Origin of the sequence: Solidesulfovibrio magneticus RS-1, from assembly GCF_000010665.1 — a bacterium.
In the GTDB taxonomy this organism is placed as follows: domain Bacteria; phylum Desulfobacterota; class Desulfovibrionia; order Desulfovibrionales; family Desulfovibrionaceae; genus Solidesulfovibrio; species Solidesulfovibrio magneticus.
The window spans coordinates 1,699,171-1,722,973 of the sequence record NC_012796.1 but is presented as its reverse complement, the minus strand read 5'-3'; the positions used below and the strand labels follow the sequence as shown (position 1 = coordinate 1,722,973).

Genomic DNA, 23,803 nt, shown 5'->3' with positions numbered 1-23,803 from the left:
GGCCGGGTTCTCCCTTTTTCAAGGAGCACCCATGACCGACTCCAGCCGCAAAATCCTCATCCTCGGCGTCGGCAACATCCTCTACGCCGACGAAGGCGTCGGCGTGCGCGCCGTGGAACGCCTGCTGGAAACCTACGATTTCTCCGACAACGTCACCCTCATGGACGGCGGCAACCTCGGCATGCGGCTCATGCAGCCGCTCATGGACAGCGACTACTGCATCGTCCTCGACGCCGTGCTCGGCGGCGACCAGCCCGGCACCATCTACCGGTTCACCGGCGATGATCTGCGCAAATCCCTGGCCTTCAAAGATTCCATGCACCAGTCCGACCTCGTCGATACCCTCATCTACTGCGAACTCGTCGGCAAACGCCCCGAAACCGTGGTCATCGGCATGGAACCCTACGATTTCAAGAACATGAGCATCGAACTCACCGACATCGTCGCCGACCGGCTACCGGCCATGCTCGACATCGCGCTCAAAGAACTCGCCGAGGCAGGTGGCATCGCCACGCCGAAGGCGTAGGCGTAGGCGAGGAGCGAAGAAGGAAGAGGCCTCCGGCGGCCGGGGGGCTCAGCCCCCCGGACCCCTGACCTGGAGCGGACGGTCAGGTGGAACTGAAGTCGGCGGGCGGCAGGCCCGAGAGTATATGGCGTCTGTAATTTTGGGGTTCTCCGGGCGGAAGCCGCCCGGAGAACCCCAAAATTACAGACGCCAACTCGCCAGCGAAGCGGGCTGTTATCGGCGCGATCAAAGCCTCGCGCCGATAACAGCCCGCTTCGCATTCTTGGAGCCTGAGGGATAGAATTTATGTCCATCAGGCTCCGCGGTTGCTCGTGCCGGGCAACCCCTGGCGAACCGGGTCGCTGGAATATCCGGGGCGTCGAGCCCCGAATATTCCAGCGACCCACGCGGCGCAGCCGCCAAGCGCCTTTCGCGCCAAACATCTCCACCCGCTTGTCGCCTCTCCGCCCGCCACAGACAGTCAGGGGGTCCGGGGGGATTATCCCCCCGGTGGGTCCAGGGCAAAGCCCTGGTGGGTCCAGGGCAAAGCCCTGGCGGGTGCAGGGCAGAGCCCTGCCGGGTCTGGGCAGCGCCCAGCGCCTCATGGGAAGACGCCCTGGCGTACCGTTTCCGGGCCGACGACTTGCCCGTCGCCGTCCAGTCGCACGGTGATTGCGCCGTTGTCCTTGGTGGCCAGGACCGGACAACCCAATCGCGCCAGCGCCTCGACGACCTTGGCCGAAGGATAGTGGCCGGCGTCGCCGCAGCTGGCGATGGCGATCTTCGGGGCCACGGCCGCATAGAAGCGGCGCGACAGGCTGGAACTGGAGCCGTGGTGGGGCAGGATGAGGACGTCGGCTTGCAGGTTGCAGCCGGTGGCGGCGAGTTTTCGCAGCACGGCGGTTTCGGCGTCGCCGGGGAACAGGGCCAGACCGTGGCCGTTTCGGGTCAGTCGCAGGATGAGCGAACCGTTGTTGTGGGAAAGATCGACATCCGGGCCGGGGTGGAGGACGTCGAGGGCGAGGCCGCTGCCGAGATTGAGGCTGTCGCCGGCGGCAAGGGACCGGGTCGGGATATGGCGGCGGGCGAAAACTTCGGCCAAGGCCGGGCCGAGTTCGCCTTCGGGCACGCCGCCGTTGTCAAGATAGGTTCCGATGGCGAAGCGGTCCAGGAGCGAGACGTAGCCTTTGACGTGGTCGCTGTGGGGATGGCTGGCGATGACCATATCCAGGCGCGGCGGACGGCCGTCGGTGAGATAGGCCCCGACCACGGCCCGGCCGACGTCGAAGGAGCCGAAAAGGCCCCCGGCGTCGATGAGGAGCCTTTGGCCGCCGGGCAAGGCCACGGCCACGGCCTGCCCCTGGCCCACGTCCAGGACGGTGACGGCGACCTCCTGGGAAAACACCTCAAGCCCGCGTGTCAGACTCGGGCCGGTCAGCAGCAGCAGGCTCACGGCCAGGGCGGCTTTTGGCAGCGGCCTCTTGGAGGCCACGGCCAGGGCCAGAGCGGCGAGCAGGCCGTAGCAGCCCAGCAGCTCCGGGGCCGAGGGGCGCAGCACGGCCCGGGCTGTCAGCAGGCCCTGGGCATCCAGGGCGGCCAGACCACGCATGAGCCAGGCGCAGCAGTCGGCCCCGGCCGTCAGCAGCGTGTGGGCGAGGGCACCAAGTCCGGGAACGGCGGCCGCCGCCGCGCCGCACAGGACCAGCGGCATGACCAGGCAGCCGAGGATGGGCAGCCACACCAGATTGATCCAGGGCGCGAAGGCGAAGTCGCCGAAAAGCCGGGCAATGAGCGGCAACACGGCGGCCTCGGCGGCAAGGCTCGTCCAGAGGATGCCCAGGCCGCCGACGAGGAGGGTTCGCAGAAGCGTGCCTTGGCCCGGAATGCGGGAAATCGCCCGGGCAAAGGGCGGCCAGAACAGGGCAATGCCGGCCACGGCCAGGGCCGAGAGCTGGAGGCTGGCGCTGTAGGCGGCCAGCGGCGAGACGATCAGAAAGGCGGCCAGGGCCAGGAACAGACCGTCGAACAGGGCCTTGTCACGCCCCGTAAGCAGCATGACGCCGAAAGCGGCGAACATGAGCGCGGCGCGCACAAGCGACGGCGAGCCGCCGCCGATCCAACAGTAGGCCACGACCAACGGCGCGGCGGCCAGGACGATGAGCTTTGGACGCGGCAGGCGCAGATAGATGCGGGGCATAAGACGCCCGACGGCCAGCACCAGCGCGGCGGCCAGCCCCACGACATAGGCCACGTTCATGCCGGACAGGGCCAGGGTGTGGGCCAGGGAGGCCCGGCGCACCAGCTCAAGGTCGGTTTCGGCGAAGCCGGACTTGTCGTCGAAAAGCAGAGCCGCCACCATGGCCCGACCGGCTAAGGCGGCGCTGTCGTCCAGCGAAGTGGCGGGCGAGACGGCGGACGGCGGGGCCAGGGCAGCGGCCACCCGGTCGCGCAGAGCCTGCCGCCAGAGAGCCAAGGGGTTGTCGCTGGTGGCCAGGCGCGTGAGGTCGCCGCGCCCGCCCTTGGCGTAGGCGCGAAAAAAAATACCCTCCAGGCGGCGCAGGAAGGCGAAGTCGGTGGTTCCGGGGTTGGCGAAGCCGGCGGTCGGGCGGATGCGGCCGGTCGCGGCCAGGACGTCGCCGGGAACGGGCGTCAGGTCGGGGTGGTCGAAGGTGACGGCCAACCGGCCGGGCAGCGGAGCATTGGCGCAGTCCTGGCCGGTCAGGCGCACCTCGTCCAGGACCAGGGCCAGACGACGCCCCGGCCGGGGATCGACGCTGACGACGCGCCCCACGGCGGTGACGGCTTTGGCGGCCAGGCACGGCGGCGCGTCAGGCGTTGCCGGCAGGGCCAGCCAGCCCGCGCCAAGTCCCAGGGCAAAGGCGGCGACCAGGGCCGGCAGACCCGGCCTCATGCCGCGCCCTTTCACCAATTCGAGCGCTTTTTTCAAAGCAACGATTTGTTTGGTGCCCGTTGGCCTTAAGCCAGGACCAGCGCGCTTCAAAGGGCCGACACGCGGTGACAAACCGCCCAGGAACAGGGCGAGCAAGGCCAGGCCGAGAAGCGCCGGCAGCAGATATTCCACGCCCAGGATGCCGCCGCCATAGGCCAAAAGGCAGGGCTGCCAGGGCAGCAGCGGCGGCACGCCCCGGCCGGCGTCGTCATGGGGCGGGTCGTGCGCCAAAATGTTGCGTCCCTGTCACGGTATGTTGTCCGGGATTGTAGAAAGCTTGGGGTCCGGCGGCAAGGGCCTTCGGATGAAGCGACTGCTCCCGCAACCGGTCAGTTGCCTTTGGCATCGACAGGGCATTGGGGCACTGCGAGGGCTGCCTTGGCGGGCGGCCGCATCCGGCGTCGTCCGGGCCTGGGTTTGCCCGCGCCCGCTTGTCACCGGCCCGGCTTGGGGATAATGCTGTGAACCAATCCCCGCGCCCGGCCGGGCGCGACCAAGGAGCCTCCATGCACCGCCACATCATTGCCCTGTGCCTTTTTGCCGGACTAGCCCTGGCCGGCTGTTCCAAGGTCCAGCCCATCATGACGCCCCAGGAATTCGCCGCCGGTTGCAGCCAGGGCGCGGCCGGGGCCGACGCCGCCTGCGCGGCCAAGGTCTGCCAGGTCTACCAGGCCGTGGTCACGGACTATTACGAGAACATGGAAGGCTGCTACGCCGCCTGCAAGGACCGGGCGGCCTCTCTGGAAACCGGAGCCGGTCCGGCCTGTCTGGCCAAGATCAAGGCCGAAAAGGACCGGTGTATGGATTTTTGCAACCGCAAGTTCTACCGCTGCAACTGCGCCAAGTAGGATCGGCCAAACGCCGCGTCTGGCGGCGAAACCCCAGAGACAAGGAGTACACCATGGCGGTCAAAAAAATTCTCATGCTCGTCGGCGACTATGTCGAGGACTATGAAGTGATGGTCCCCTTCCAGATGCTGCTCATGGTCGGCCACGACGTCAAAGCCGTGTGCCCGGGCAAGAAGGCCGGCGAGACCGTACGCACGGCGGTGCACGATTTCGAGGGCGACCAGACCTACAGCGAAAAGCCCGGCCACAATTTCGCCCTCAATTTCGACTTCGACGCCGTGGACCCGGCCGCCTTCGACGGCTTGGTCGTACCCGGCGGACGCGCTCCGGAATACATCCGTTTAAATCCCCGGGTCATCGAGATCGTCAAACATTTCGGCGCGGCCAAAAAGCCCATCGCCGCCGTGTGCCACGGACAGCAGGTGCTGGTTGCGGCCGACGTTATCGCCGGCTGCCAGTGCATGGCCTACCCGGCGGTGCAGCCCGACATCGAACGGGCCGGAGCCACTTACGTCGGCCCCAACGAGACCTTCACCAACGCCGTGACCAGCGGCAACATCGTCACCGGCCCGGCCTGGCCGGCCCATCCCCAGTGGATGCGCCAGTTCCTGGACCTGCTCGGCACGAAAATCGAAGCCTAGGTTCCAGTCTGGGGACCAACCAGCGGCAGCTTCGCGTCCATCATGGTCTGCGAGGCTGCCGCCGCGTTGAGGCGGCGGGTGGCGCGTCCCTTGGAAAATGCGCTGGAACTTACGAAAAACTTTTATTTTTCGTGCTCTTGTTCCACAAACACCGCTGTCGCTTTTTTGAGGATGCGACGTGCACCATCTGTGGCCAACGACCGGCCTGCCGGCCCGAAGTCGAGGGAGGGCGCGCCGGTCCGGCCGGCATGCCCCCAAATCCCCCCCTTTTTTCCACGGCGCAACGATGGTATAGCCCTGGGCGACCACCCGCCCGGCGGCCCACCCGGCCCGCCGGCGCAACGAGGCGCTATGATCGACAAGACAAAACTGGATCGCCTGCGGCAATTCATCGGCGACTTTGCCGTCAACAAAGGAAAAGTGCTCCTGCTCGTTTCCTTTCTGCTCTTTATCGTCGCCGCCTACTACGTCATGGACTTCATCACCGAGGACAGCCTGGCGGTGAAGTACAAGAAAACCACGGCCCTGGTCGAGGAAGTGCAGGAAACGAAAAACGTCCTGACCATCGTCACCAGCCAGGGATTCTTTGTCGTCGATCCCGGACTGCGCTCGGATAAATTCAAAAACATCGCCGACTTCTTCCGTAAGGTCAAAGAAGACGGCTCGCCCGTGCGCATCGACTACAAGGACGTCGGCAACGACAAGGTCATCGAAAACGTTTTCTATCGGGCGGAATCCAATAAATTCGGCAAGATAGGCTCGCTCAAGTAGGCACTGCGCCAAGCGGGCCGGGAAGGCCCTAGCGGCCGGCAGGCTGTCCGCTCAGGGCCATTGAAGCGCCTGGGGTCGCCTAGGCGGATGGAACGCAACGCCGCCCGGAGGCTTACCGAGCAAGAAAACGGCCCAACAAAAAGCGGCGGTCGGCCAACGCCGCCCGCCGCTTCATAAAAGCCTAGCCAATGGCCGCTCTACCAGTCCTGATCCTTGGGCTTGTTGGCCTGCTGGGACTTGATCAGCAGCAGGGAAATAAAAATGGTCGCAAACCCGAACAGCACGATAAGCCCGGCGAAATCAAATTTCACGGCGAACCCCCAGAAATGTTTTTGTGAAAAAATTCCTTACGCCCAAATGACCAGCCTGTCCAGACATGCCCGCCTTTTGGGCGGCTGCCTCGCCCTGGCGCTCGTCTGCCTGGCCTGGCTGGCCGGACCGGCCCGGGCCGCCGTCATCGAGGTCGGCGTGGACGCCTACAAGGTCAACGGCGGCGCGCCCGAAACCGCCGCCTGGGACGTGGCCGAGCGGCTGGCCATGGCCAAGGACGTGGCCATCGTGGTCATGAATCCCAAGGCCAACAAGGGTACCGTCCAAATCCTCATGCAGAATCTCGAAACGCTCAAAATTCCCACGCTTTTCACCAAAAAAGCCGATTACGACATATTTATCAAGCGCGGCTTCATCAAGCCCAACCCTGCGCCCACCCCCGCGCCTTGACAGGCGGCCGCCCCCCGGCTACCTCCCCGGAAATCGACCTGGGCGCCCTCACGGGCTTAATAGGGAATCCCGTTCAAATCGGGAGCGGTCCCGCCGCCGTCAGTTCCACGCAAAGGTCGGCCTCCACGCGCGCCACTGGGAAGCACTTCTCGGGAAGGCCGGGGCCGATGGAACAAGCCGGAAGACCTGCCCGGGTTCTGGCACATCCCGCCGGCAACGAGGGCTTTTGCCGGCCGGGACGCGGCTTCGGGCGCTTTTTCGTCTCCCGTCCGCTATCCTCAAGAGCCCTCCATTTCCGTGGAGGTTACCTGTCATGATTGGCCTGACTCGTCTTACGCAGCTGGCGCGCCTCGTCCTATCCCTGTTCCTGGTCCTGGCCCTGGCCGCCCCGGCTTCCGCCGGCCACGACGCCAGGAAGGAACCGAAAAAAGCCATTGTCGTCGCCGCCTTTGGCACCACCGTGCCCGAAGCCGCCCCGGCCATCGAAAAGATGGTGGCCCGGGTCAAGGCCGCCTATCCCGGCGTGCCCGTGAGCCTGTGCTACACCGCCGCCATGATCCGGGCCAAGCTGGCCAAGGACGGCAAACGCGTGCCCTCCCCGGCCGAGGCCCTGGCCGCCTTGCCCGATCAGGGCGTCACCGACGTGGCGCTTTTCTCCCTGCAAACCGTCCCGGGCAGCGAGTACCACGACCTCGTGCGCACGGCGGCCGCGTTCTCGCGTATGCCCAAGGGCCTGTCCCGGGTCGAGGTGACCGCGCCGCTGTTGTTTGCAGCCGAGGATTTCGCCAAGGCCGCCGCCGCGCTGCTTGAGGCCGCGCCCAAGGACCGCAAGCCCGGCGAAGCCGTCATTTTCGTCGGCCACGGCACGGAACATCCCGCCAACATGGCCTATCCGGCTCTGCAGTACAGCCTGTGGCGGCTGGACAAGAACGCCTTTGTCGCCACCGTGGAAGGCACGCCCTCCTTTGACGACGTGGTGGCCGAACTCAAGGCCAAAAACGTCAAGAAAGCCTGGCTCATGCCGCTTTTCGCCGTGGCCGGCGACCATGCCCGAAACGACATGGCCGGCAAGGAGAAGGACTCACTGGCCTCGACGCTGGCCGCCGCCGGCGTGGAGACCAAGGCCGTGCTGACCGGCGCGGCCGAGCATGGCGGCGTGGCCGACATCTGGATTGAACACCTCAAGACAACCTTCGACGCCCTGCCCGGGAAATAATGCCGCCACACGCCTTCCCCCGGGGCGGGGTCCTGAAGCGGACCCTGCCCCTTGTCCTGGCCGGGCTGGCCGCGCTCAGCGCCGCCTGTCTGGCCGGGGCCTATCCGGCCGCCCCGGGGGACGTGCTCGCCGTGCTGTCCCGGGCGGCCGGCCTGGCCGTCCCGGCTCCGGCCGATCCGGCCCTGCCCACGGTGGTCATGGAACTGCGGCTGACGCGCGGGCTTTTGGCCTACGGCGTGGGCGCGGCCCTGGCCGTGGCCGGCGCGGCCTTCCAGGGCGTGTTGCGAAATCCCCTGGCCGATCCCTTTACCCTGGGCGTCTCGGGCGGCTCGGCCTTTGGCGCGGCCTTGTCCCTGACGCTGGGCCTTGGCGCGGCCCTGGGATCGACGCTGGCCACTCCGGCCTGCGCCCTGCTCGGCGGCGGCGCGACCCTGGTCGCGGTCCTGGCCCTGTCCCGGCTGGCCGGCGGGCTGCGGCGCGAGACCGTGGTCCTGTCCGGCATCGTGGCGGCCACCTTCCTGTCCGCCCTGCTGTCACTGGTCAAGGCGCTCAACGAGGAATCCGTGGCCGGCATTGTTTTTTGGATCATGGGCGGATTTCAGGGCAAGGGCCGAGCCGAACTGGCGCTTTTCCTCCCCTGTCTGCTGCTTGGCCTGGCCGGCGTGGGGCTTTTCCTTCGCGAACTGGACATTTTGCTCCTGGGTGAACGCCAGGCCCGGCAGCTCGGCGTGGCCGCCGGCCGGTCGCGGCTGGCCCTGCTTGGGGCGGCCAGCCTTTTAACCGCCGGGGCCGTGGCCGTCTCCGGGGTCATCGGCTTTGTGGGGCTTATCGCCCCCCATGCCTGCCGGCGGCTTTACGGCGGCGAACACGGGTCGCTGGTGCCCCAGGCCGCCCTGGCCGGCGGAGCGCTATTGTGCGCCGCCGACGTCTTGGCCCGGGTCATCCTGCCCGACGGCGCGGAGTTGCCGGTCGGCGTGGTGACCGCCCTGCTCGGCGGGCCGTTTTTCTGCTTCCTGCTCCTGACCGGGCGCGGAGGACGGGCGTGATCCGCTGCCGCAACCTGACCAGCGGCTACCGGGGCCGGGCCGTCCTTGGCGGCCTTGACCTGGACGTGGCCGCCGGCGAAATGGTCGCCGTCCTTGGCCCCAACGGCGCGGGCAAGACCACCCTGTTCCTGGCCTTGTCCGGGGTGCTTTCGCCCGGCGACGGCACGGTGGCCCTGGCCGGGCGCGATCTGGCCGAACTCACCGACCGGCAGCGGGCCAGGCTTGTGGCCGCCGTGCCCCAGCGCGGGGAAAACGCCGGGGAGCTGGCCGTACGCTCGGTGGTGCTCATGGGGCGTTACCCGTATCTCGGATTTCTGGGCGGCTACGGCCCGGACGACCACCGGGCGGCCGAGGCGGCCATGGAGGCCGTGGGCCTAGGCGAACTGGCCGACAGACGCCTTCACGAGCTGTCCGGCGGCGAGTTCCAGCGGGTGCTAGCCGCCCGGGCCCTGGCCCAGGAAAGCGGCATTTTGCTCCTGGACGAAGCCTCGGCCAGCCTGGACATTGCCCGCAAGATGGACCTCTACCGCTTGCTTGCCGCCCGAAACGCGGCCGGGGTCACCATCCTGGCCGCCCTGCACGACATCAATCTGGCCGCGCTGTTCTGTGGGCGGCTGGTTTTTCTCAAAGATGGCCGCATCGAGGCCGACGGCCCCACGGCCGAGGTTTTTACGCAGCAAACCCTTTCGAGGATTTATGAAACCGACATCATCGTCATTGCCCATCCCCAGACCGGCGCGCCCCAGGCCTTGGCTGCCGGCGGCGGCCTGCCTGCTGGCCGGTCTGCTTACGGCCGCTGCGGCCCATAGCCAAGGCCCGGCCATCGTCGACGACCTGGGCAACACCGTCGCCCTGCCCGCTCCGGCCCGGCGCGTCGTGCCGCTTTACGGCGCGTTCGTGGACATCCTGGCCGGCATGGGGCTTACCGACCGCATCGTGGCCCGCACCGAGGCCGACCCAGCCCCGGGCGGCAAGCCGGATTTGCCGGTCATCGGCACCCACATGCGCCCCAACATCGAACGCGTCCTGGCCGTGCGCCCGGATCTCGTGCTGCAAATGGACGGCCGGGGCGAGGCCCGGGAATCGGCCGCGCGTCTGGCCGGCCTGGGCATTCCCACGACAGTCTTTGCCGTTTCGGATTTTTCCACGCTTTTTTCCGCCATCGACCGCATCGGCGTCTTGTGCGGCGACGAAACCGCCGCGCGCAACCTGCGCCAGGCCCTGACCAACCGCCTGCTTGCCGTTAAAAGGCCGGACGGCCCGCCGCCCAGGGTCTTTTTCGAAGTGCGCTCGGGCAGCCTGCTCGCTGCCGGAAACGCCTCCATGGCGGCGGCCGTGATCGCCACAGCCGGCGGAATCAACGCCGTGGCGACAAAGGACAAAATCGTGCGTTTATCAGACGAAGAACTGCTGCGTCTGGCCCCGGACGTCTGCCTCACCCAGCGCGGCCCCATGAACCCCGAAGCCCGGCCCATGGCCGAGCGGCCCGAGTACGCCACGCTGCCCTGCGTGCAAAACGGCCGGGCCTTTGTGGTGGACGAAGCGCTGTTCTCCCGGCCCGGCCCGGGAAGCGTGACGGCCGTGGAAACCCTGGCCGGGCTGCTGTCCGGGAGGCCGTCATGACCCGCCCGGGCACGCTCTACGGCATCGGCGTCGGCCCCGGCGACCCGGAACTGGTGACGCTTAGGGCCGTGCGCGTTCTTGGCGCGGTGGACGCGGTCTTTGCCGCCTCGTCGAGCAAGAACGACTATTCCATCGCCGAGGCCATCGTCGCCCCCCACCTGCCGGCCAGCCGGAGCCTTACCCGCCTGCCCTTTCCCATGACCCGCGATCAAGTCGCCCTGGACGCGGCCTGGGCGAAAAACGCCGCGGCCATGGCCGCCGTGCTGGCGGCCGGACGCGACGCGGCCTTTATTACCCTGGGTGATCCGCTGCTCTACAGCACCTTTGGCTACGTGCTCCCGCGCCTGCGCGATCTTGTGCCCGGCCTTGCCGTGGACATCGTGCCCGGCATCACCTCGTTTCAGGCGGCGGCGGCCCGCACCGGCCAGGTGCTGGTCGAGGCCGGCGAAAACCTGCTGGTGGCTTCGGGCATCGACGACGACGGCCGGCTGGCGGCCGCCCTGGAAACGGCCGACAACGCCGTCATCTTAAAGGCCTACAAAAGCTTCCCCCGGCTTCGCGCCTTGCTGGCCGGCTTGGGCCTAGCCCGTGGCACGACCTTCGTCACCTGCCTGGGCCATGACGGCGAGGCCGTGGAGCGCGATCTGGACAACGCCCCCGAGCGGCCCCACTACCTGTCGCTGTGCCTCATCAAGCGGGGGCGACGGTAGTCTACTGTGCCTTAAAAGCAAATATATTATAGAGTTGAGAAGGGAACGCACTAGGCGTTCTTCCAGGTCGCGACACGAAAGCCCCGTCGCGCCAGTCCTCCCAATCCGTCAACGCCGGATGCTCTATTCCCAGGGGCGTCCGGCGTTGGCCGTTTCTCATGGTCGACAGCTGCTTCTTTTCATCACAACGCGCGCGTAACGAAATTCATCGACGCTGGATAGCCGCAAAATGGACAGAAATAAAATTTTCACCCTTGCTAATAACAAACTTATCCTCTTGCAGGCCTCGCAACATCGAGGCACAATAAATTACGAAAACGACTCTCAGCCTTTATTATGCACTATGAAAATATGAAGCATTTCTTACAAGATGAGGCAATAATGCGGATCGCATCATGGCTCGACACGCTTTCAACCAGAAGCGATGCGGCCGTAAACGATGACCTCGACTGTTTTTGCGCCACCTCACGCCCTTTCCTCTCCGACGAACTAGCCAGGCATCATGTGGCCCGATTAAGCGCCTATCTCGGCCGGCTGGGCGCGCCCCTTCGCCGGGCCGTCATCGGCTACACCCTCTACACCCGCCAGATCGACCGCATCCAGAACGCCGCCACCAAGGACTACTGCCGCGACGACTGCGCCCGGCCGCCCGTGGGCTGCTGCAACGCCCGCCACTGCGACGTGTTCACGCCCTCGGACTACCTGCTCTACCGGCCAACCAGCCTGTCCATGGAACTGGCGGGCGCGCTCTCCCGCCTGCAACGCGCCGAGGACGACAACGCGCGACAGGCCGGCGCGCGACATGCGGAGCGCTATTGCCCGTATCTGACCGAGACCGGCTGCACCTTGTATCTGGCCAAGTCGCCGCGATGCGTCCACTACCTGTGTGAAACCCTGCGATGGGATCTTGGCGAGCGCTACGGCCCGAACGGCGCGGCTTTTGCCGCGGCCATGGCCGAGACGGCCGTTCGGGCCGTGGGCTGTTGCGACGATTTCACCAACTCGGCCGTGCTGGCGACGGCCCGGGACATGCTGCCGAGTTAAACGGCACGCCTACGGCGGCTCTGATAAAGACGGGAGCTTGTTTCCGCCGAGTCCCGCTTGGCTGGGCCATGGCCCGGGGAACACGTGTTCGTGTTCCCCGGACGCCGCCCAAGGGTCGCGGCGCTAACAAGGCACGCTGAGCGCCAATCCGCCCTGGGCGGTTTCCTTGTACTTCGTGCACATGTCGCGCCCGGTCTGGGCCATGGCCGCGATGGCTTGGTCCAGACCCACCACATGGTGGCCCGGAGTCTCGGCGGCGGCGATCTGGTAGGCGGCAAACGCCTTGACCGCGCCCATGGCGTTGCGCTCGATGCAGGGAATCTGGACGTAGCCGGCCACGGGATCGCAGGTCAGGCCCAGGCAGTGCTCCAGGGCGGTTTCGGCGGCGTTCTCCACCACATGGACGCCGTGTCCGTTGGCCTGGGCCAGAAAGGCGGCGGCCATGGCCGAGGCCACGCCCACCTCGCCCTGACAGCCCACTTCCGCGCCGCTCACCGAGGCGTTGTGCTTGGCGAGAAGGCCCACCATGCCGGCCACCAGCAAGGCCTCGCGGAAGTTCTTGCGAAACACGCCGGCCGTAGGGCGCAGCACCTTGGCGATGTAGAGCACACCGGCCAGCACGCCGGCCGCCCCGGCCGTGGGCGCGGTGACGATGATGTGGCCGCAGGCGTTCTCCTCGGCCCCGGCAAAGGCGCAGGCGCAAAGGGCCAGGATGGGCCGGTCGGCCATCTGCGGGTCCTGGCGGTAGCGGGCAAAAAGGACGCCGGCCTTGCGCCACAGCCCCAGCGGTCCCGGCAGCGGCCCCTCGGCCTCCAGCCCACGCTCCACCACGTCGATCATCACCCGCATGACGCCGTCAAGCCGCTCCACGATGGCCTGCCGGGACAAGCCGCTGACCACCTCTTCATTGGCCATGAGCACGTCGGGCAGGGACAGGCCCGTTTCCTCCACAATGCGCCGCAGACCGGCCATGCTCGAAAAAGGGTACGGCGGCAACGCCCGGACCGGGGGTTCCTCGTCCTGCCATTCCACGAACCCGCCGCCCACGGAATAGGCTTCCCGCGTAAACAGCACGGTCCCGTCCCCGGCCGTCACCCGAAACACCATGGTGTTGGGGTGGCGCGTGGGCACGGTCAGCAGGTCGAGGGCCACGGCGCGCGGCGAAATGGCGAGGCTCCGCCCGGCCACGACGACGGCGCCGCCGGGATAGTTGGCCAGCCCGTCAACGATGTCGGGCGGGCAGGATTCCGGGCGATGGCCGAGCAGCCCGGCCAAAAGCGCCTGGGGCGTGCCGTGGCCCTGGCCGGTGGCGGCCAGGGAGCCGAGCAGGCGCACGTCCACGGCGGCGGCCCGGTCCAGGATCTCGGCCGGCAGGCCCGATACGGCCGCCAGAAAATCGGCGGCGGCGCGCATGGGGCCGATGGTGTGGGAACTCGACGGCCCGGGGCCGATTTTAAACAGATCGAGGATGGGCGTGGTGATGGGCGGGCGGGCGGCGTCCATGACGGTCCTTACGGGGTTTCGGGGTTGTCGGGCGTTGGGGCCGGGGCGGCGGCGCGTCCCTGGCGGTAGCGGGCCAGCCGCTCCGGCAAGGTTCCGGTATGCAGTTCGAAAAGATGGTTGTCGTGGTCGTAAAAATATAGCGACCGGCCCTCACCGGCCACCCGGAGGCGCGGCGGGCGAAAGGTCAGTCCCAGGGCCTGGACGCGGGCCAGACAGGCCTCGAAGTCCGCTTCGTCCACGGCAAAGGCCACGTGGTTGTAGGTCGGCTCGGCCAGGGGCTCGCCTTCCATGACCGCCAGCCACAGCCCGTCGTCACCCTCCCCGCCGACCAGATAAAACCGCTCCCGGGACAGGGAAAACGTGGCCTCGCCGCTGTCGTAGACCCGCCGCGCCCCCAGGACGCCGGTCAGCACGGCTTCCATGCGGTCGAGGTCGCGGCAGATAAACGTGATGTGGCTAAGGCCCGTAATCATGGGTCCGTTCTCCCAACGCCGCAGGCTGGGGAGACGGCCAGGCCGCTTCGCTTGCCCATGGCCTTCATGCCCCGCCCCGCCGGGCGAGCAAGCCGTGGCGCAGGGCGTAGTCCACGAGCTGGCTTTTGTGGGTCAGGTTCAGCTTTTCCATCACATGGGTCTTGTGGGTGTCGATGGTCTTGACGCTTAAATGCAACAGTCCGGCGATCTGGGTCAGGGTGTGGCCGCGCACGAGGAGTTTTAAGACCTCGCGCTCCCGGGCGGTCAGCACGGCGTAGGGGTCCGGGGAGGCGGCCTGGGGCGTGGGTGAAAGGAGCTGGTCCAGGAGCACCTCGGCGTTGTCCGGGCTCATGTAGCGCCGGCCCGAGGCCACGGTGCGGATGGCCACGAACAGTTCGCTGTCCAGGGCCTGCTTCTCGATATAGCCCAGAGCCCCGGCGGCCATGGCCTCCTTGACGTATTCCCGGCCGTGCATGGTCAGGACCAGAATCTTGATCTCCTGTCCCCGGCTTTTCAGTTCCTTGATACACTCCAGGCCGCTTACGCGCGGCATGGACAGGTCGAGCACCAGCACCTCGGCCGGGACGCGCTCCACCAGGGCCAGCAGGGCCTCGCCGTCGGCGGCCTCGCCCACCACCGTGAAATCGGGCTGGTTGTCGATAAGCAGCCTCAACCCCGTGCGCAGCACGGTGTGGTCGTCGGCCAAGATGATGCGGGTCGTCGCCATTGCCTCTCCTTATCCCAGTCGGCGCGGCAAGGCCACGCGCACCGTCGTTCCCTGGCCGGGGCGGGATGTCATCTGAAACGTCCCGCCCAAAAGCTCGGCCCGTTCCATCATGCCGTAGATGCCCAAGCTTTCCTCGCCGGCCGGCAAGGCGGCGGCATCAAAGCCCCGGCCGTCGTCACTGACGGTGAGGGCGATGTCCCCGCCCTCGGCGGCCAGCTCCACGCGCACGGCCTTGGCCTCGGCATGGCGGGCCACGTTGGTGAGGCTTTCCTGGAGGATGCGGTAAAGGGCCAGGGCTACGGCCGGGTCGAGCTCGGGATTGTCGTCTTCGGGCGCAAAAATCGCCGTCAGGTCGCGCTGCAAGGCAAAACCATCGACGTACTTGGCCATGGCCGGCACCAGCCCCAGGTCGTCCAGGGCCGGGGGGCGCAGCTCCACGGCCATCTTGCGCAGGCCGCCCAGGATCTCCACCACCAGGCTCTTGAGCTGGCCGATGGCCTCGCGCTGGCTGCTTGTCACCTCGCCGGCCATAAGCAGCTGGAGATAGGCTAAAAGCGAGGCCAGGGACTGGCCGGCCTCGTCGTGCAGTTCCCGGGAGATGCGCTTGCGCTCATCCTCCTGGACGCTAAGGACCTTTTGCAGCAGCCGGACATGCCGGGCGTCCTTGTCGCGCAGGGCGGTCAGCAGATGTTCGTTCTCGTCGTCCTTGCGCGTCAGCGTAGCGGCCATGTCGTTAAAGGCCGAGGCCAGCCGCCCGACCTCGGCCTGATCGTCGGGGGGGATGCGCACGCCGTAGTTGCCCTGGCGTATCTGGCCCGCAGCCTGGGCCAACTGATCGATGGGATGCACGATGCGGTAGGCTAGGCGCGTGGCCACCACGGCGGCCAGCAGGCAGACGACCAGGGTGATGAGCGAGAAGTTCTTGATGTTTTGTTCGAGGATGTGGCGCATGTCCTGCTCGGTCAGCCCTACCCGGACATAGCCCACCGCGCCGCGTTCCACCGGCACGACCACTTCGCGAAAGGGACCCTCGTTGCTGCGATAGCGCGTCACCGCATAGGCCGCCTCGCCGCCCGGCTCTCCCGTAGCCGCGTTCGACCGGGGCAGACCCGGCGGCAGCTCCAGGGGCAGGCCGGCCGGGAAGCCGTCGCCAAAAGTGTGGGCCAGGATCTCCCCGGCGTAATCGACGATCATGATGTAGCGGATGTCGTCGCTGCCCCGCCGGGCCTTGGCCGCGATCTCGTGCAGGACGAAGCGCTCGTCGAGAATGATGCTTTCGCTGCCCATGGCGGCGATGGAATTGCCGATCTCCGCGCCCCGCTTGTCCAGTTCCTTTTCCAGCAGCGTCCGGTTGTGGACGAAGACCACGCCGCTGAGGGCGACGCTTAACAGCAGCACGCTGCTGACGATGACGACGTTGATGCGGAAATAAAAGCTCGCCGTGCGCCACCACTTCATAAAAACCCGCCGATGCGGTCATACAGCGCCCGAAGCGCGTCATAGGCCCCGGGGACCGGCGGCGTGAACCGGCTGATGGCCAGGGTTCGCAAGGCCTCGGCCTGGGCCGGGTCCCGGTGCAGGTCCAAAAAGATGTCGCGCAGGGCGTCCTTGAGCCTGGGGTCCAGCCCGGCCGCCGCCACCACCGGCCCGGACGGATTGACCCCCAAGGTGGCGACGACCCGGACTTTGTTCGCCAGCTCCGGCATCTTCTGGATGGCCACGTCGAGAATCTGGTTGTCGATGGAGGCCCCGTCGGCGATGCGGCTGGCCACGGCCTGGATGGCCCGGTCGTGGCTGGAGGTGTAGAAGTAACGGCTGAAATGGCGTTCCGGGGAGGAACCCAGGCGGCGCAAGGCGTCCATGACGGCCATGTGGCCGGAAAAGCTCAAGGGGTCGGTGAAGGCGAAGACCTTGCCCTGCAGATCCTCAAGGCTTCGGGCCGGGCTGTCGGCGGGCACGATGAGCTGGGCGTCGTAGGTGGCCGAACCCTGGAATTCGGTCATGACCAGCACGTCGATGGGGGCTTGGCCGCGATAGGCGCTGTAGGCGCCGGTGGACACGAAGGCGATGTCCGCGTCGTCATTGGCCAGAAGCAGATTGACCTCGGCATAGGTCTTGCGCTGCACAAGGACGATCTGGCGACCGGTGCGGCGCGACAGGGCCTCGGCGATGGTCCGCAGGGACTTGATGGTTTCGCCCGGCGAGCTGACCGAGGCCACGGCCAGCCGCAAGGGCCGCTGGCCGGCGGCTGCCTTGTCGCCGCCCTGGACGCCGGCCGGGGTCGGCTTGGAAAAATCGACGTAGCCGCCGTCATCGCCCGAACAGCCGTAAGCCAGGCACAGCAGCACGGCGGCGACAAGCAGCCAAAATGGTCGTCTCATGGCCATCCTCGCCCTGCCGGGCCGGGAGTGTTCGGGGATGTCGGACGGGCTGCCGCCCTGCCGGACCACGCCGTCCGCTGCCCGAAACCCTAGCGCAAAAGGGGGTTTTGCGCCAGACGCGGGGCAGACGCGACGGGGACGAACACGGTGGAGCAGGAACAAGATGCGTCGAGTGAAGGACGACCGGCTACAGCCTTCGGCCTATCTGGGCTTCGCCCCAGCCCCAAATCACAGAGAGATTCCTGAATGATACGCTAGAAAATCGGCATAAGAGAGAGGAAACCGTTCCGAATTTTCAGGAAAGCGATCAATCATAAAGAATTTATCTTTTCTCTTCTCGAAGTGTTCTTTCTTTTGACTCAGCATTTTCTTTATGATCTTTCCACTTGGCGGCGGCTTCCCCTGAGCAATCGCCATAGCACGAATTTTTTCTTTCCTCCTATCTATGACTTTTCTTGATTTATAATAACAATTAATATATTCACCATACGCCTGCATAAACAATCCCGTGCAATTCAACAAAAGAAGTCCATATTTACAACATTCATTTCGTAGCTCTTGATTATCAACTGCGGCATCAACGGACTGACTTTTGAACAGTCTCTGATAAAAATCACTAAAAAAATTCGATGAGAACCCAGCAGTTATTTTTTACTAAAACCAAGAAATCCAAGCATACAAGCAGGCTGTGTTACTACATACGATTTAACAACATTTGCGCCATGACATGTACCCATTGTTACAAATAAATTATTTTTCAATTTAATGTTAATATCTTGAAAGACACCATTCAGATACGGCCAATCAACGTGGTCTCCGTTTTTCAAAGACACTCCTTCTTTGTCTCCATGCATATCAAAATGTAAAACAGGACACATCCCTTTTCGCACCTCTGATCTAATCTCAAAGAATGTTTTCTCAAGCTCTCTGAATGAGGAAATATCATTATAGCAACTTTTAAAGCTTCTGTTTCTTATACTTTGCCAGCGAAGAGTATCTTCGTAGAGTTCTTTGCCACACTTTTTTTCGCCATCTTTAAAAGATTCTATTACATAAACCGTATTGAAACTAAAATCTATTTTTCGGCTTTGTGGTCCTGCTTCCATAGCATCCCCGTATAAAAGATATACGCTTTTACCGGTCTTAACGCACTTAGTAAAGGAAACCATCCTTTTCCCGCCCGAGTCCATTTACTTTGAAATAATTTTTTTAAATAATAAACTCGGTCATGAAACGGCCTAGCCAGGACGGAAATTGAGGTCTCCCGCGTTTTGGCTAGTAGGAGCTACTAGGGCCGAGACAGCTCTTTACACCGCCAGGGTAATCCCCCCGAAAAGCTGGTTCTGAAACGGAGAATATTCTCGTTAACTCTCGAGATATTACATGAATGGGGATAGAGCGACTCTGTGTCAGAAATTATCTGCCGGATAACGCTGAAATAGATTCTCCTGCCCCGGACAACCTGGATTTTGGATAAACTCTGGAGAACCGGAAATGTCCCAGCGAGGATTGATTTCGTCCGAGAGCAGGTAGTTTTATCGCCATAAAGCAAATTAATTCAGAGCAATAAGAAACAAATAGAGTCTTCCTCAGCAGACGGCCCATTTGCTTCATGCTCACGCCAAGCAGACGCATCACGCAGCGTCGCCTCCGCCGCCACGCCTGCACCTGCATCGACAAAATAAAAGGGGCCTGAACCGCCATTCAGGCCCCTTGCCGCGGGAGGGGCCGCGGACTTGCCAGCGGGGAGCAGTCCCCCCGCCGCTGACAGTTATGAGGATGCCCGCGCCTTATATGGGCGACGCGGGCGCTCGACTCAGCTCTTGGCGGCTTCGGGGCTGGCCCCGTTGCCGTTATCGTCGCGCTTCTCGCTGGTCGCGCCGTGCCCCCAGGTCATGGCTATGGCCAGGATAGCCAACACGCCGGCGATGAGCATGAGTCCGAAATACCAGTCCCAGCCGTAGTGCTGGATGACCCAGCCGGTCACCCAGTTGGCGACCACGGTGCCCAGCACGTAGCCGAACAGGCCGGTGAGGCCGGCGGCGGTGCCGGCGGCCTTTTTGGGCACCAGATCCAGGGCGTGCAGGCCAATCAGCATGACCGGGCCGTAGACGAAAAAGCCGATGGCCAGAAGCGCCCAGCTGTCAATGGCGGCGGAACCGGACTTGTTGAGCCAGTAGAAGGCCACGGCCAGGACGGTGGGGACCATGAACAGGATGCCGGCCGGGGCGCGGCGGCTCTTGAAGTACTGGTCGGAAATCCAGCCGCACAGGATGGTGCCCGGGATGGCCGCGTACTCGTAGAGGGAATAGGCCAGGCCGGCCTGCTTGAAGTCGAAGCCCTTGACCTCGCGCAGGTAGGTGGGCGCCCAGTCCAGGACGCCGTAGCGGATGAAGTAGACGAAGATGTTGGCGATGGCGATGTACCAGAGATACTTGTTGGGCAGGATGTATTTGACGAAGATCTCCTTGGTGGTCATCTCCAATTCCTGATCTTCGCTGTAGCTCGGCGGATAGTCGTTGTTGTGCTCCTCAATGGGCGGCAGGCCGCAGGACTGGGGCGTGTCGCGCATGGTAATAAGGAGCAGCACGGCGATGCCCACGGCCACGCCGGCCGGCACGTAGAGCTTGGCCTGCCATTCGTTGAAGTAGCCCACGCCCCACACGGCCAGGTTGGCCACCAGGCCGCCGCCCAGATTATGGGCCACGTTCCAGACCGAAACGATCTTGCCCCGCTCGTGGGTGGACCACCAGTGGACCATGGTACGGCCGCACGGCGGCCAGCCCATGCCCTGGACCCAGCCGTTGACGAACTGCAAGGCGTACATGATGGCCACCGAGGACACGGCCCAGGGGCTAAAGCCCATGAACAGCATGACGCCGCCGGACAGGAGCAGGCCGGCGGAAAAGAAATAGCGCGGGTTGGACCTGTCCGAAACCATGCCCATGACGAACTTGGCGATGCCGTAGGAGATGGCCCCGGCGCTCATGACAAAGCCCATGTCGGTCTTGGTGAAGCCAAGCTTGAGCAGATCGGGCACGGCCAAGGAAATATTCTTTCGCACCAGATAATAGGCGGCGTAGCCGAAAAAGATGCTCAGGAAAATCTGCCAGCGCAGGGCCTTGTAGTGCGCCCCATGCTTGTCTTGCGGCAAGCGCTCGATATGCTCCGCCGGTTTGAAAAAGCCGATCATGGGTCCCCCTTCTCCGGTTGTTGACTGCCCGATACCGCCATCGACACGCCTCGTCCCGATGTCGCCGCAGGAAGCGTTGCCCCAGCCCAAGCCCTCCACGGCTAACGCCTGACGCGTCGCGTCGGCGAGAAAGGGGCAAGCCTGCCTGCAACTGTCAGGATACCGGGGATTGATCAGAAAGGACGCGGCGATGGAATCAGCAAAAGCCTGATTCCGGCATAGGAAAAAACGGAAGTGGGGAGCGTTGGAGCGAAGCAACGACGATGGACGGCGTCCCGGACTCGCGACGCCACGGCGAAACGCCAAAGGTTATGGCCCCGTGGCGGCCGGGAGTGCGACGCCGTGGGGGTGGCCGGGGGATGGCGGCAACCGGCATCGCCCCGGCCTTGGCCGCCACGCTCCCGGTCGGCGTCAGTCGGCCTTGCCCTTGAAAAACAGCGCGAACAGCCGCCCCGGCCCCAGGGCTTTTTCCAGCTGGCGCACGGCGAAAAGCGGGATCAGGGTCACATAGAGGATCAGGAAGTTGGCCAGCACTTCCTGTTTTTTCATGTCCAGGACGGCATCAATCCCCCAGGATAGGCCATGTCCGTGGAGCAGCCCGTCCACGATCTTTTCCACAAGGGAAAAGACGATGACCAACAAGCTGCACAACAAGGTCTGACGCAAGGCGGCGAGAATGAGCGGTCCGCGAGGCTTGCGCTTGCCCAGGCCCAGCCAGTCGCCAAGGAGAATGACCTTGGCCAGGATGGCCGCCTCAAACAGGGAATAGCCGTAGTGGTAGTAGGAGAGGTTATGCTCTTGCAGGACCAGGCGTTTGTAAATGGTAAACGAGCCGAGAAACGCGGCCAGATAGACAAAGAGCATGAGGTAGTCCTTGGTCTCCTGGACGAAGCGTTCCTTGACCCTGGCTTTGTCGATGGGCATGTCCGTCCTCCGATGGCGACTCGCGGCCTAGGGCCGGCCTTGGGAGAACATGCCGGTTTTGCGGAAAAATACAACTCCCGCGTCACAAGTGCGTCGCGTTTCGCGTCGGCGCGGGCTGGTGTCGGGGCTCTTGAAAAGGGGATACCCTTTGTCAAAAAAACCGTGGTTTTAGACTGTTGCCGGCGAGACTCCCCTATGCCTGTCGTGGACGCGACACGAGGCCGGGGCGGCCTAGCCCGTCACCTGGCGAAAGAGCCAGCACAGGCCGGCCAAGAGCGCCAGGACAACGGCCAGCCCGCCATGGGCCAGCCAGGGGCTTTTGGCCGGGTCGGCCTTGAGCCAGGGGGCGCTTACGACATTGAGCACGGGCATGACGCCCCACTGGAGGGCGGCGACGCTCAGCGCATTGCCGATGAGCATGGCCACGGCCAGTCCCAGCCCCTGGGTGTAGGCCCCGGGGAAAAGCGACAGCAGCATCACCGTGGGGTACAGCCCCAGCAGCACCACCAGGGCCGTTTTCCAGGCCGGGGGAGCCTGGCCCGGCCCGGCGGCGCAATCCGAAAACCAGGGGGCGAAGCCGCCCGGGACCAGGCGCAGGTCGAACTCCCCGGTCTTCTCCCGCAGCTGGGCCACCCGCCTGGCCCGCTTGGGCGAATCAAGCCAGGCCTGCAACGAGGCCTCGTCCTCGAAATGGAGGGCGGCCACGAAGTCGCCGCCCTGGTCGCCGGGGGGCGGGTAGACGTCGGTGCGCCGGTAGCCGGGAAACCCTTGGATTTCCGCCGTGACCTCGGCCTGCCAGCCCATGAACCAGTCCCGATGGGCGGCCGGGACATGGTGCACGATGATGGCCGAGGCTCCCGAAACCCGCATATCAAGCATTGCAGGGGCCATGTGCGCCTCCTTAAGGCCCGGGCCGCCCGGTTGGCAAGCGGCCCGGGCGCTCCGGCTTAGCCGGCGTATTCCGATTCCATTGCTCAAGTGAACCCGGCAAAAGGAACAACAGCGTCATCTATGCGTTTCTTGTTAAAACATAACTTCGTTATGTTTTACATCCGGCATTAGCCGGCGGCCTTCTTGTAAAGCCGGCGGCCGGCCACCCAGGTCTCGTCCACGTTGCGGTCGTCGCCAACGGCCATGATGCCAAAAAGCAGCTTGGCGGCCTGCTCCATGGTTTCCGGCCCGCCGTCACCCACCGCCAGGGACTGATGCCAGGCCATGGCCGCCTGGCCGGCGTTCCAGTCCAGGGCCACGAAGTCGGCTTCCTTGCCCGGCTCGAAATTGCCGAGGATGTCGTCGAGATACAGCGAGTTCGCCCCGCCCAGCGTGGCCAGATAAAAGGCCCGGTAGGGCGAGAGCTTGTTGCGCTCGGCCTCGGCCAGGTCTTGCTCCCGGGGATTGACCGAGCCGTCGAGCATGGTGTTGTTGCACATGCCGACCTTGTAGGCCTCCTCCAGCACCCGCACGAGACTGAACGCGTTGCCGCCGCCCATGTCGCTGCCTACGGACAGCCGCACCGGATGGTCGGGGTCCTTGGCCCGGCCGAGGCGGAACAGGCCGCTGCCAAGAAAGAGGTTGGACAGGGGACAGAAGCTGATGGCCGCGCCGGCCTTGGAAAAGCGCCGCATCTCGTCGCCGGACAGCCACACCCCGTGGCCGGCGGTGAACTTGGGGCCGAGCAGGCCATGCTTTTCGTGGACGCTCGTGTAGTCCGGGCAGTCCGGGTAATGTTCCCGGGCGGTGCGGATTTCGCTGGGATTTTCGGATATATGGGTGTTGATCCAGCAGTCGGGGTGTTCCTCCTTGAGCTGGCGGCAGCGATCCATCATGGCGTCGGTGCAGCCCACGGCGAAACGCGGGGTGATGGCGTAGAGATTGCGGCCCCGGCGGTGGTAACGCTCAATGAGCCGCTTGGATTCCTTATAGAAGTCGTCCGGGCTGATGACCACCTCGGGCGGGGCGAAACGGTCGATGCCGGTAAGCCCCGAGATGACGCGCATGTTGCGCTTGGCCGCCTCCTCGAAAAAAACCTCGGTGGAGACAGGGCTTGAGGTGGTGAAGGCCTGGCAGGTGGTGGTGCCGCCGGCCAAAAGGGCCGTGAAAAAGTGCTCGGCCGCCTGGCTGGCGTAGTCCCGGTCGTTGTACTTGAGCTCTTCCAGGAAGATGGAATTTTGCAGCCAGTCCAGAAGCTGGTTGCCGTAGGCCCCGAGCACCCGGGTCTGAGGGAAGTGGATGTGGCCGTCGATAAAACCCGGCATGAGGATACGGCCGGGCAGATGGGTCACCTCCAGGCCGGGACGCCGGGCCGAGACCTCCGTAAACGGGCCGAAATCCTCGATGCGCCCGTCCTTTACGACGAGCAGGCCGTCGGCAATAAATCGGGCGGCGTCCTGTTCCTGCCCGACGTGCTTCCAGGGATCGTCCAGAAAATCGAAAAACGTGCCGCGTATCGCGCAATGACCGCCCGTCATGGCATACTCCTCCGGTAGAGGGTGGCCGGGGGCCCAGTTCTTATCGAAAAGGCCGGTCCG

23 protein-coding genes and 1 riboswitch are annotated in these 23,803 nt (G+C 64.8%); of the genes, 11 read left to right on the top strand and 12 right to left on the bottom strand.

Features of this window, described 5'->3' with window-relative positions; all coding sequences use genetic code 11:
- Positions 1-31 precede the first annotated feature (31 nt).
- A complete protein-coding gene (locus tag DMR_RS07205; protein WP_015860256.1) occupies positions 32-526 on the top strand; it encodes a HyaD/HybD family hydrogenase maturation endopeptidase in 495 nt (164 codons plus the stop codon).
- A 580-nt stretch (positions 527-1,106) separates the two neighbouring features.
- On the opposite strand, the gene DMR_RS07200 is transcribed toward DMR_RS07205, so the two are convergent.
- Positions 1,107-3,686, bottom strand: a complete 2,580-nt coding sequence (locus DMR_RS07200) for a ComEC/Rec2 family competence protein (protein ID WP_015860255.1) — start codon at positions 3,684-3,686, stop codon at positions 1,107-1,109.
- A gap of 275 nt (positions 3,687-3,961) precedes the next feature.
- Here DMR_RS07200 and DMR_RS07195 point away from each other — a divergent pair, with 275 nt between their 5' ends.
- The 10 genes from DMR_RS07195 (at position 3,962) to DMR_RS07150 (ending at position 12,074) form a co-directional block, all read left to right on the top strand.
- Positions 3,962-4,303, top strand: coding sequence for a hypothetical protein (locus tag DMR_RS07195; RefSeq protein WP_043600249.1), 342 nt, complete (start codon positions 3,962-3,964; stop codon positions 4,301-4,303).
- Positions 4,304-4,356: 53 nt separating this feature from the next.
- Complete coding sequence (locus DMR_RS07190) at positions 4,357-4,944, top strand: DJ-1/PfpI family protein (protein WP_015860253.1); 588 nt, start codon at positions 4,357-4,359, stop codon at positions 4,942-4,944.
- A gap of 351 nt (positions 4,945-5,295) precedes the next feature.
- Entirely contained in the window at positions 5,296-5,715 is a 420-nt protein-coding gene (locus DMR_RS07185; RefSeq protein ID WP_043600247.1) for a hypothetical protein, read from the top strand.
- A gap of 357 nt (positions 5,716-6,072) precedes the next feature.
- Positions 6,073-6,435 carry a hypothetical protein gene (locus DMR_RS07180; protein WP_015860251.1) on the top strand — a complete coding sequence of 121 codons (363 nt, stop codon included), beginning with the start codon at positions 6,073-6,075 and terminating at the stop codon, positions 6,433-6,435.
- Positions 6,436-6,458: 23 nt separating this feature from the next.
- A riboswitch (cobalamin riboswitch) is annotated at positions 6,459-6,644 on the top strand.
- Positions 6,645-6,748: 104 nt separating this feature from the next.
- Positions 6,749-7,651: a sirohydrochlorin cobaltochelatase gene (locus DMR_RS07175; RefSeq protein WP_015860250.1), complete on the top strand. Its 903-nt coding sequence runs from the start codon at positions 6,749-6,751 to the stop codon at positions 7,649-7,651.
- Positions 7,651-8,697, top strand: a complete 1,047-nt coding sequence (locus DMR_RS07170; protein ID WP_015860249.1) for a FecCD family ABC transporter permease — start codon at positions 7,651-7,653, stop codon at positions 8,695-8,697. Before DMR_RS07175 ends, DMR_RS07170 begins: the two co-directional genes overlap by 1 nt.
- A complete protein-coding gene (locus DMR_RS07165; protein ID WP_015860248.1) occupies positions 8,694-9,506 on the top strand; it encodes an ABC transporter ATP-binding protein in 813 nt (270 codons plus the stop codon). Before DMR_RS07170 ends, DMR_RS07165 begins: the two co-directional genes overlap by 4 nt.
- Positions 9,394-10,320: an ABC transporter substrate-binding protein gene (locus tag DMR_RS07160; protein WP_015860247.1), complete on the top strand. Its 927-nt coding sequence runs from the start codon at positions 9,394-9,396 to the stop codon at positions 10,318-10,320. Before DMR_RS07165 ends, DMR_RS07160 begins: the two co-directional genes overlap by 113 nt.
- Entirely contained in the window at positions 10,317-11,030 is a 714-nt protein-coding gene (gene cobI, locus DMR_RS07155) for a precorrin-2 C(20)-methyltransferase (RefSeq protein ID WP_015860246.1), read from the top strand. The genes DMR_RS07160 and cobI overlap by 4 nt, the downstream gene beginning before the upstream one ends.
- A gap of 381 nt (positions 11,031-11,411) precedes the next feature.
- Positions 11,412-12,074, top strand: coding sequence for a hypothetical protein (locus tag DMR_RS07150; protein ID WP_015860245.1), 663 nt, complete (start codon positions 11,412-11,414; stop codon positions 12,072-12,074).
- A 123-nt stretch (positions 12,075-12,197) separates the two neighbouring features.
- On the opposite strand, the gene DMR_RS07145 is transcribed toward DMR_RS07150, so the two are convergent.
- From DMR_RS07145 to guaD, 11 genes are all read right to left on the bottom strand, one after another.
- Positions 12,198-13,577: an L-serine ammonia-lyase gene (locus tag DMR_RS07145; protein ID WP_015860244.1), complete on the bottom strand. Its 1,380-nt coding sequence runs from the start codon at positions 13,575-13,577 to the stop codon at positions 12,198-12,200.
- 8 nt (positions 13,578-13,585) lie between these two features.
- Positions 13,586-14,050, bottom strand: coding sequence for a FosX/FosE/FosI family fosfomycin resistance hydrolase (gene fosX, locus DMR_RS07140; protein WP_015860243.1), 465 nt, complete (start codon positions 14,048-14,050; stop codon positions 13,586-13,588).
- A 64-nt stretch (positions 14,051-14,114) separates the two neighbouring features.
- On the bottom strand, positions 14,115-14,777 hold the full coding sequence (locus tag DMR_RS07135; protein WP_015860242.1) for a response regulator: 663 nt from the start codon (positions 14,775-14,777) through the stop codon (positions 14,115-14,117).
- A 9-nt stretch (positions 14,778-14,786) separates the two neighbouring features.
- Positions 14,787-16,235 carry a HAMP domain-containing sensor histidine kinase gene (locus DMR_RS07130; protein ID WP_015860241.1) on the bottom strand — a complete coding sequence of 483 codons (1,449 nt, stop codon included), beginning with the start codon at positions 16,233-16,235 and terminating at the stop codon, positions 14,787-14,789.
- Complete coding sequence (gene phnD, locus DMR_RS07125; protein WP_043601572.1) at positions 16,232-17,158, bottom strand: phosphate/phosphite/phosphonate ABC transporter substrate-binding protein; 927 nt, start codon at positions 17,156-17,158, stop codon at positions 16,232-16,234. Before phnD ends, DMR_RS07130 begins: the two co-directional genes overlap by 4 nt.
- A gap of 228 nt (positions 17,159-17,386) precedes the next feature.
- Complete coding sequence (locus DMR_RS24410) at positions 17,387-17,656, bottom strand: hypothetical protein (protein ID WP_148208385.1); 270 nt, start codon at positions 17,654-17,656, stop codon at positions 17,387-17,389.
- A gap of 146 nt (positions 17,657-17,802) precedes the next feature.
- Entirely contained in the window at positions 17,803-18,327 is a 525-nt protein-coding gene (locus DMR_RS24405; RefSeq protein WP_148208384.1) for a hypothetical protein, read from the bottom strand.
- Between the two features lie 647 nt (positions 18,328-18,974).
- On the bottom strand, positions 18,975-20,351 hold the full coding sequence (gene glpT, locus DMR_RS07120; protein ID WP_015860239.1) for a glycerol-3-phosphate transporter: 1,377 nt from the start codon (positions 20,349-20,351) through the stop codon (positions 18,975-18,977).
- Between the two features lie 411 nt (positions 20,352-20,762).
- A complete protein-coding gene (locus tag DMR_RS07115) occupies positions 20,763-21,275 on the bottom strand; it encodes a hypothetical protein (protein WP_015860238.1) in 513 nt (170 codons plus the stop codon).
- A 231-nt stretch (positions 21,276-21,506) separates the two neighbouring features.
- On the bottom strand, positions 21,507-22,166 hold the full coding sequence (locus DMR_RS07110) for a hypothetical protein (protein WP_015860237.1): 660 nt from the start codon (positions 22,164-22,166) through the stop codon (positions 21,507-21,509).
- 167 nt (positions 22,167-22,333) lie between these two features.
- Positions 22,334-23,743, bottom strand: coding sequence for a guanine deaminase (gene guaD, locus DMR_RS07105; RefSeq protein ID WP_015860236.1), 1,410 nt, complete (start codon positions 23,741-23,743; stop codon positions 22,334-22,336).
- Between the last annotated feature and the right edge of the window lie 60 nt (positions 23,744-23,803).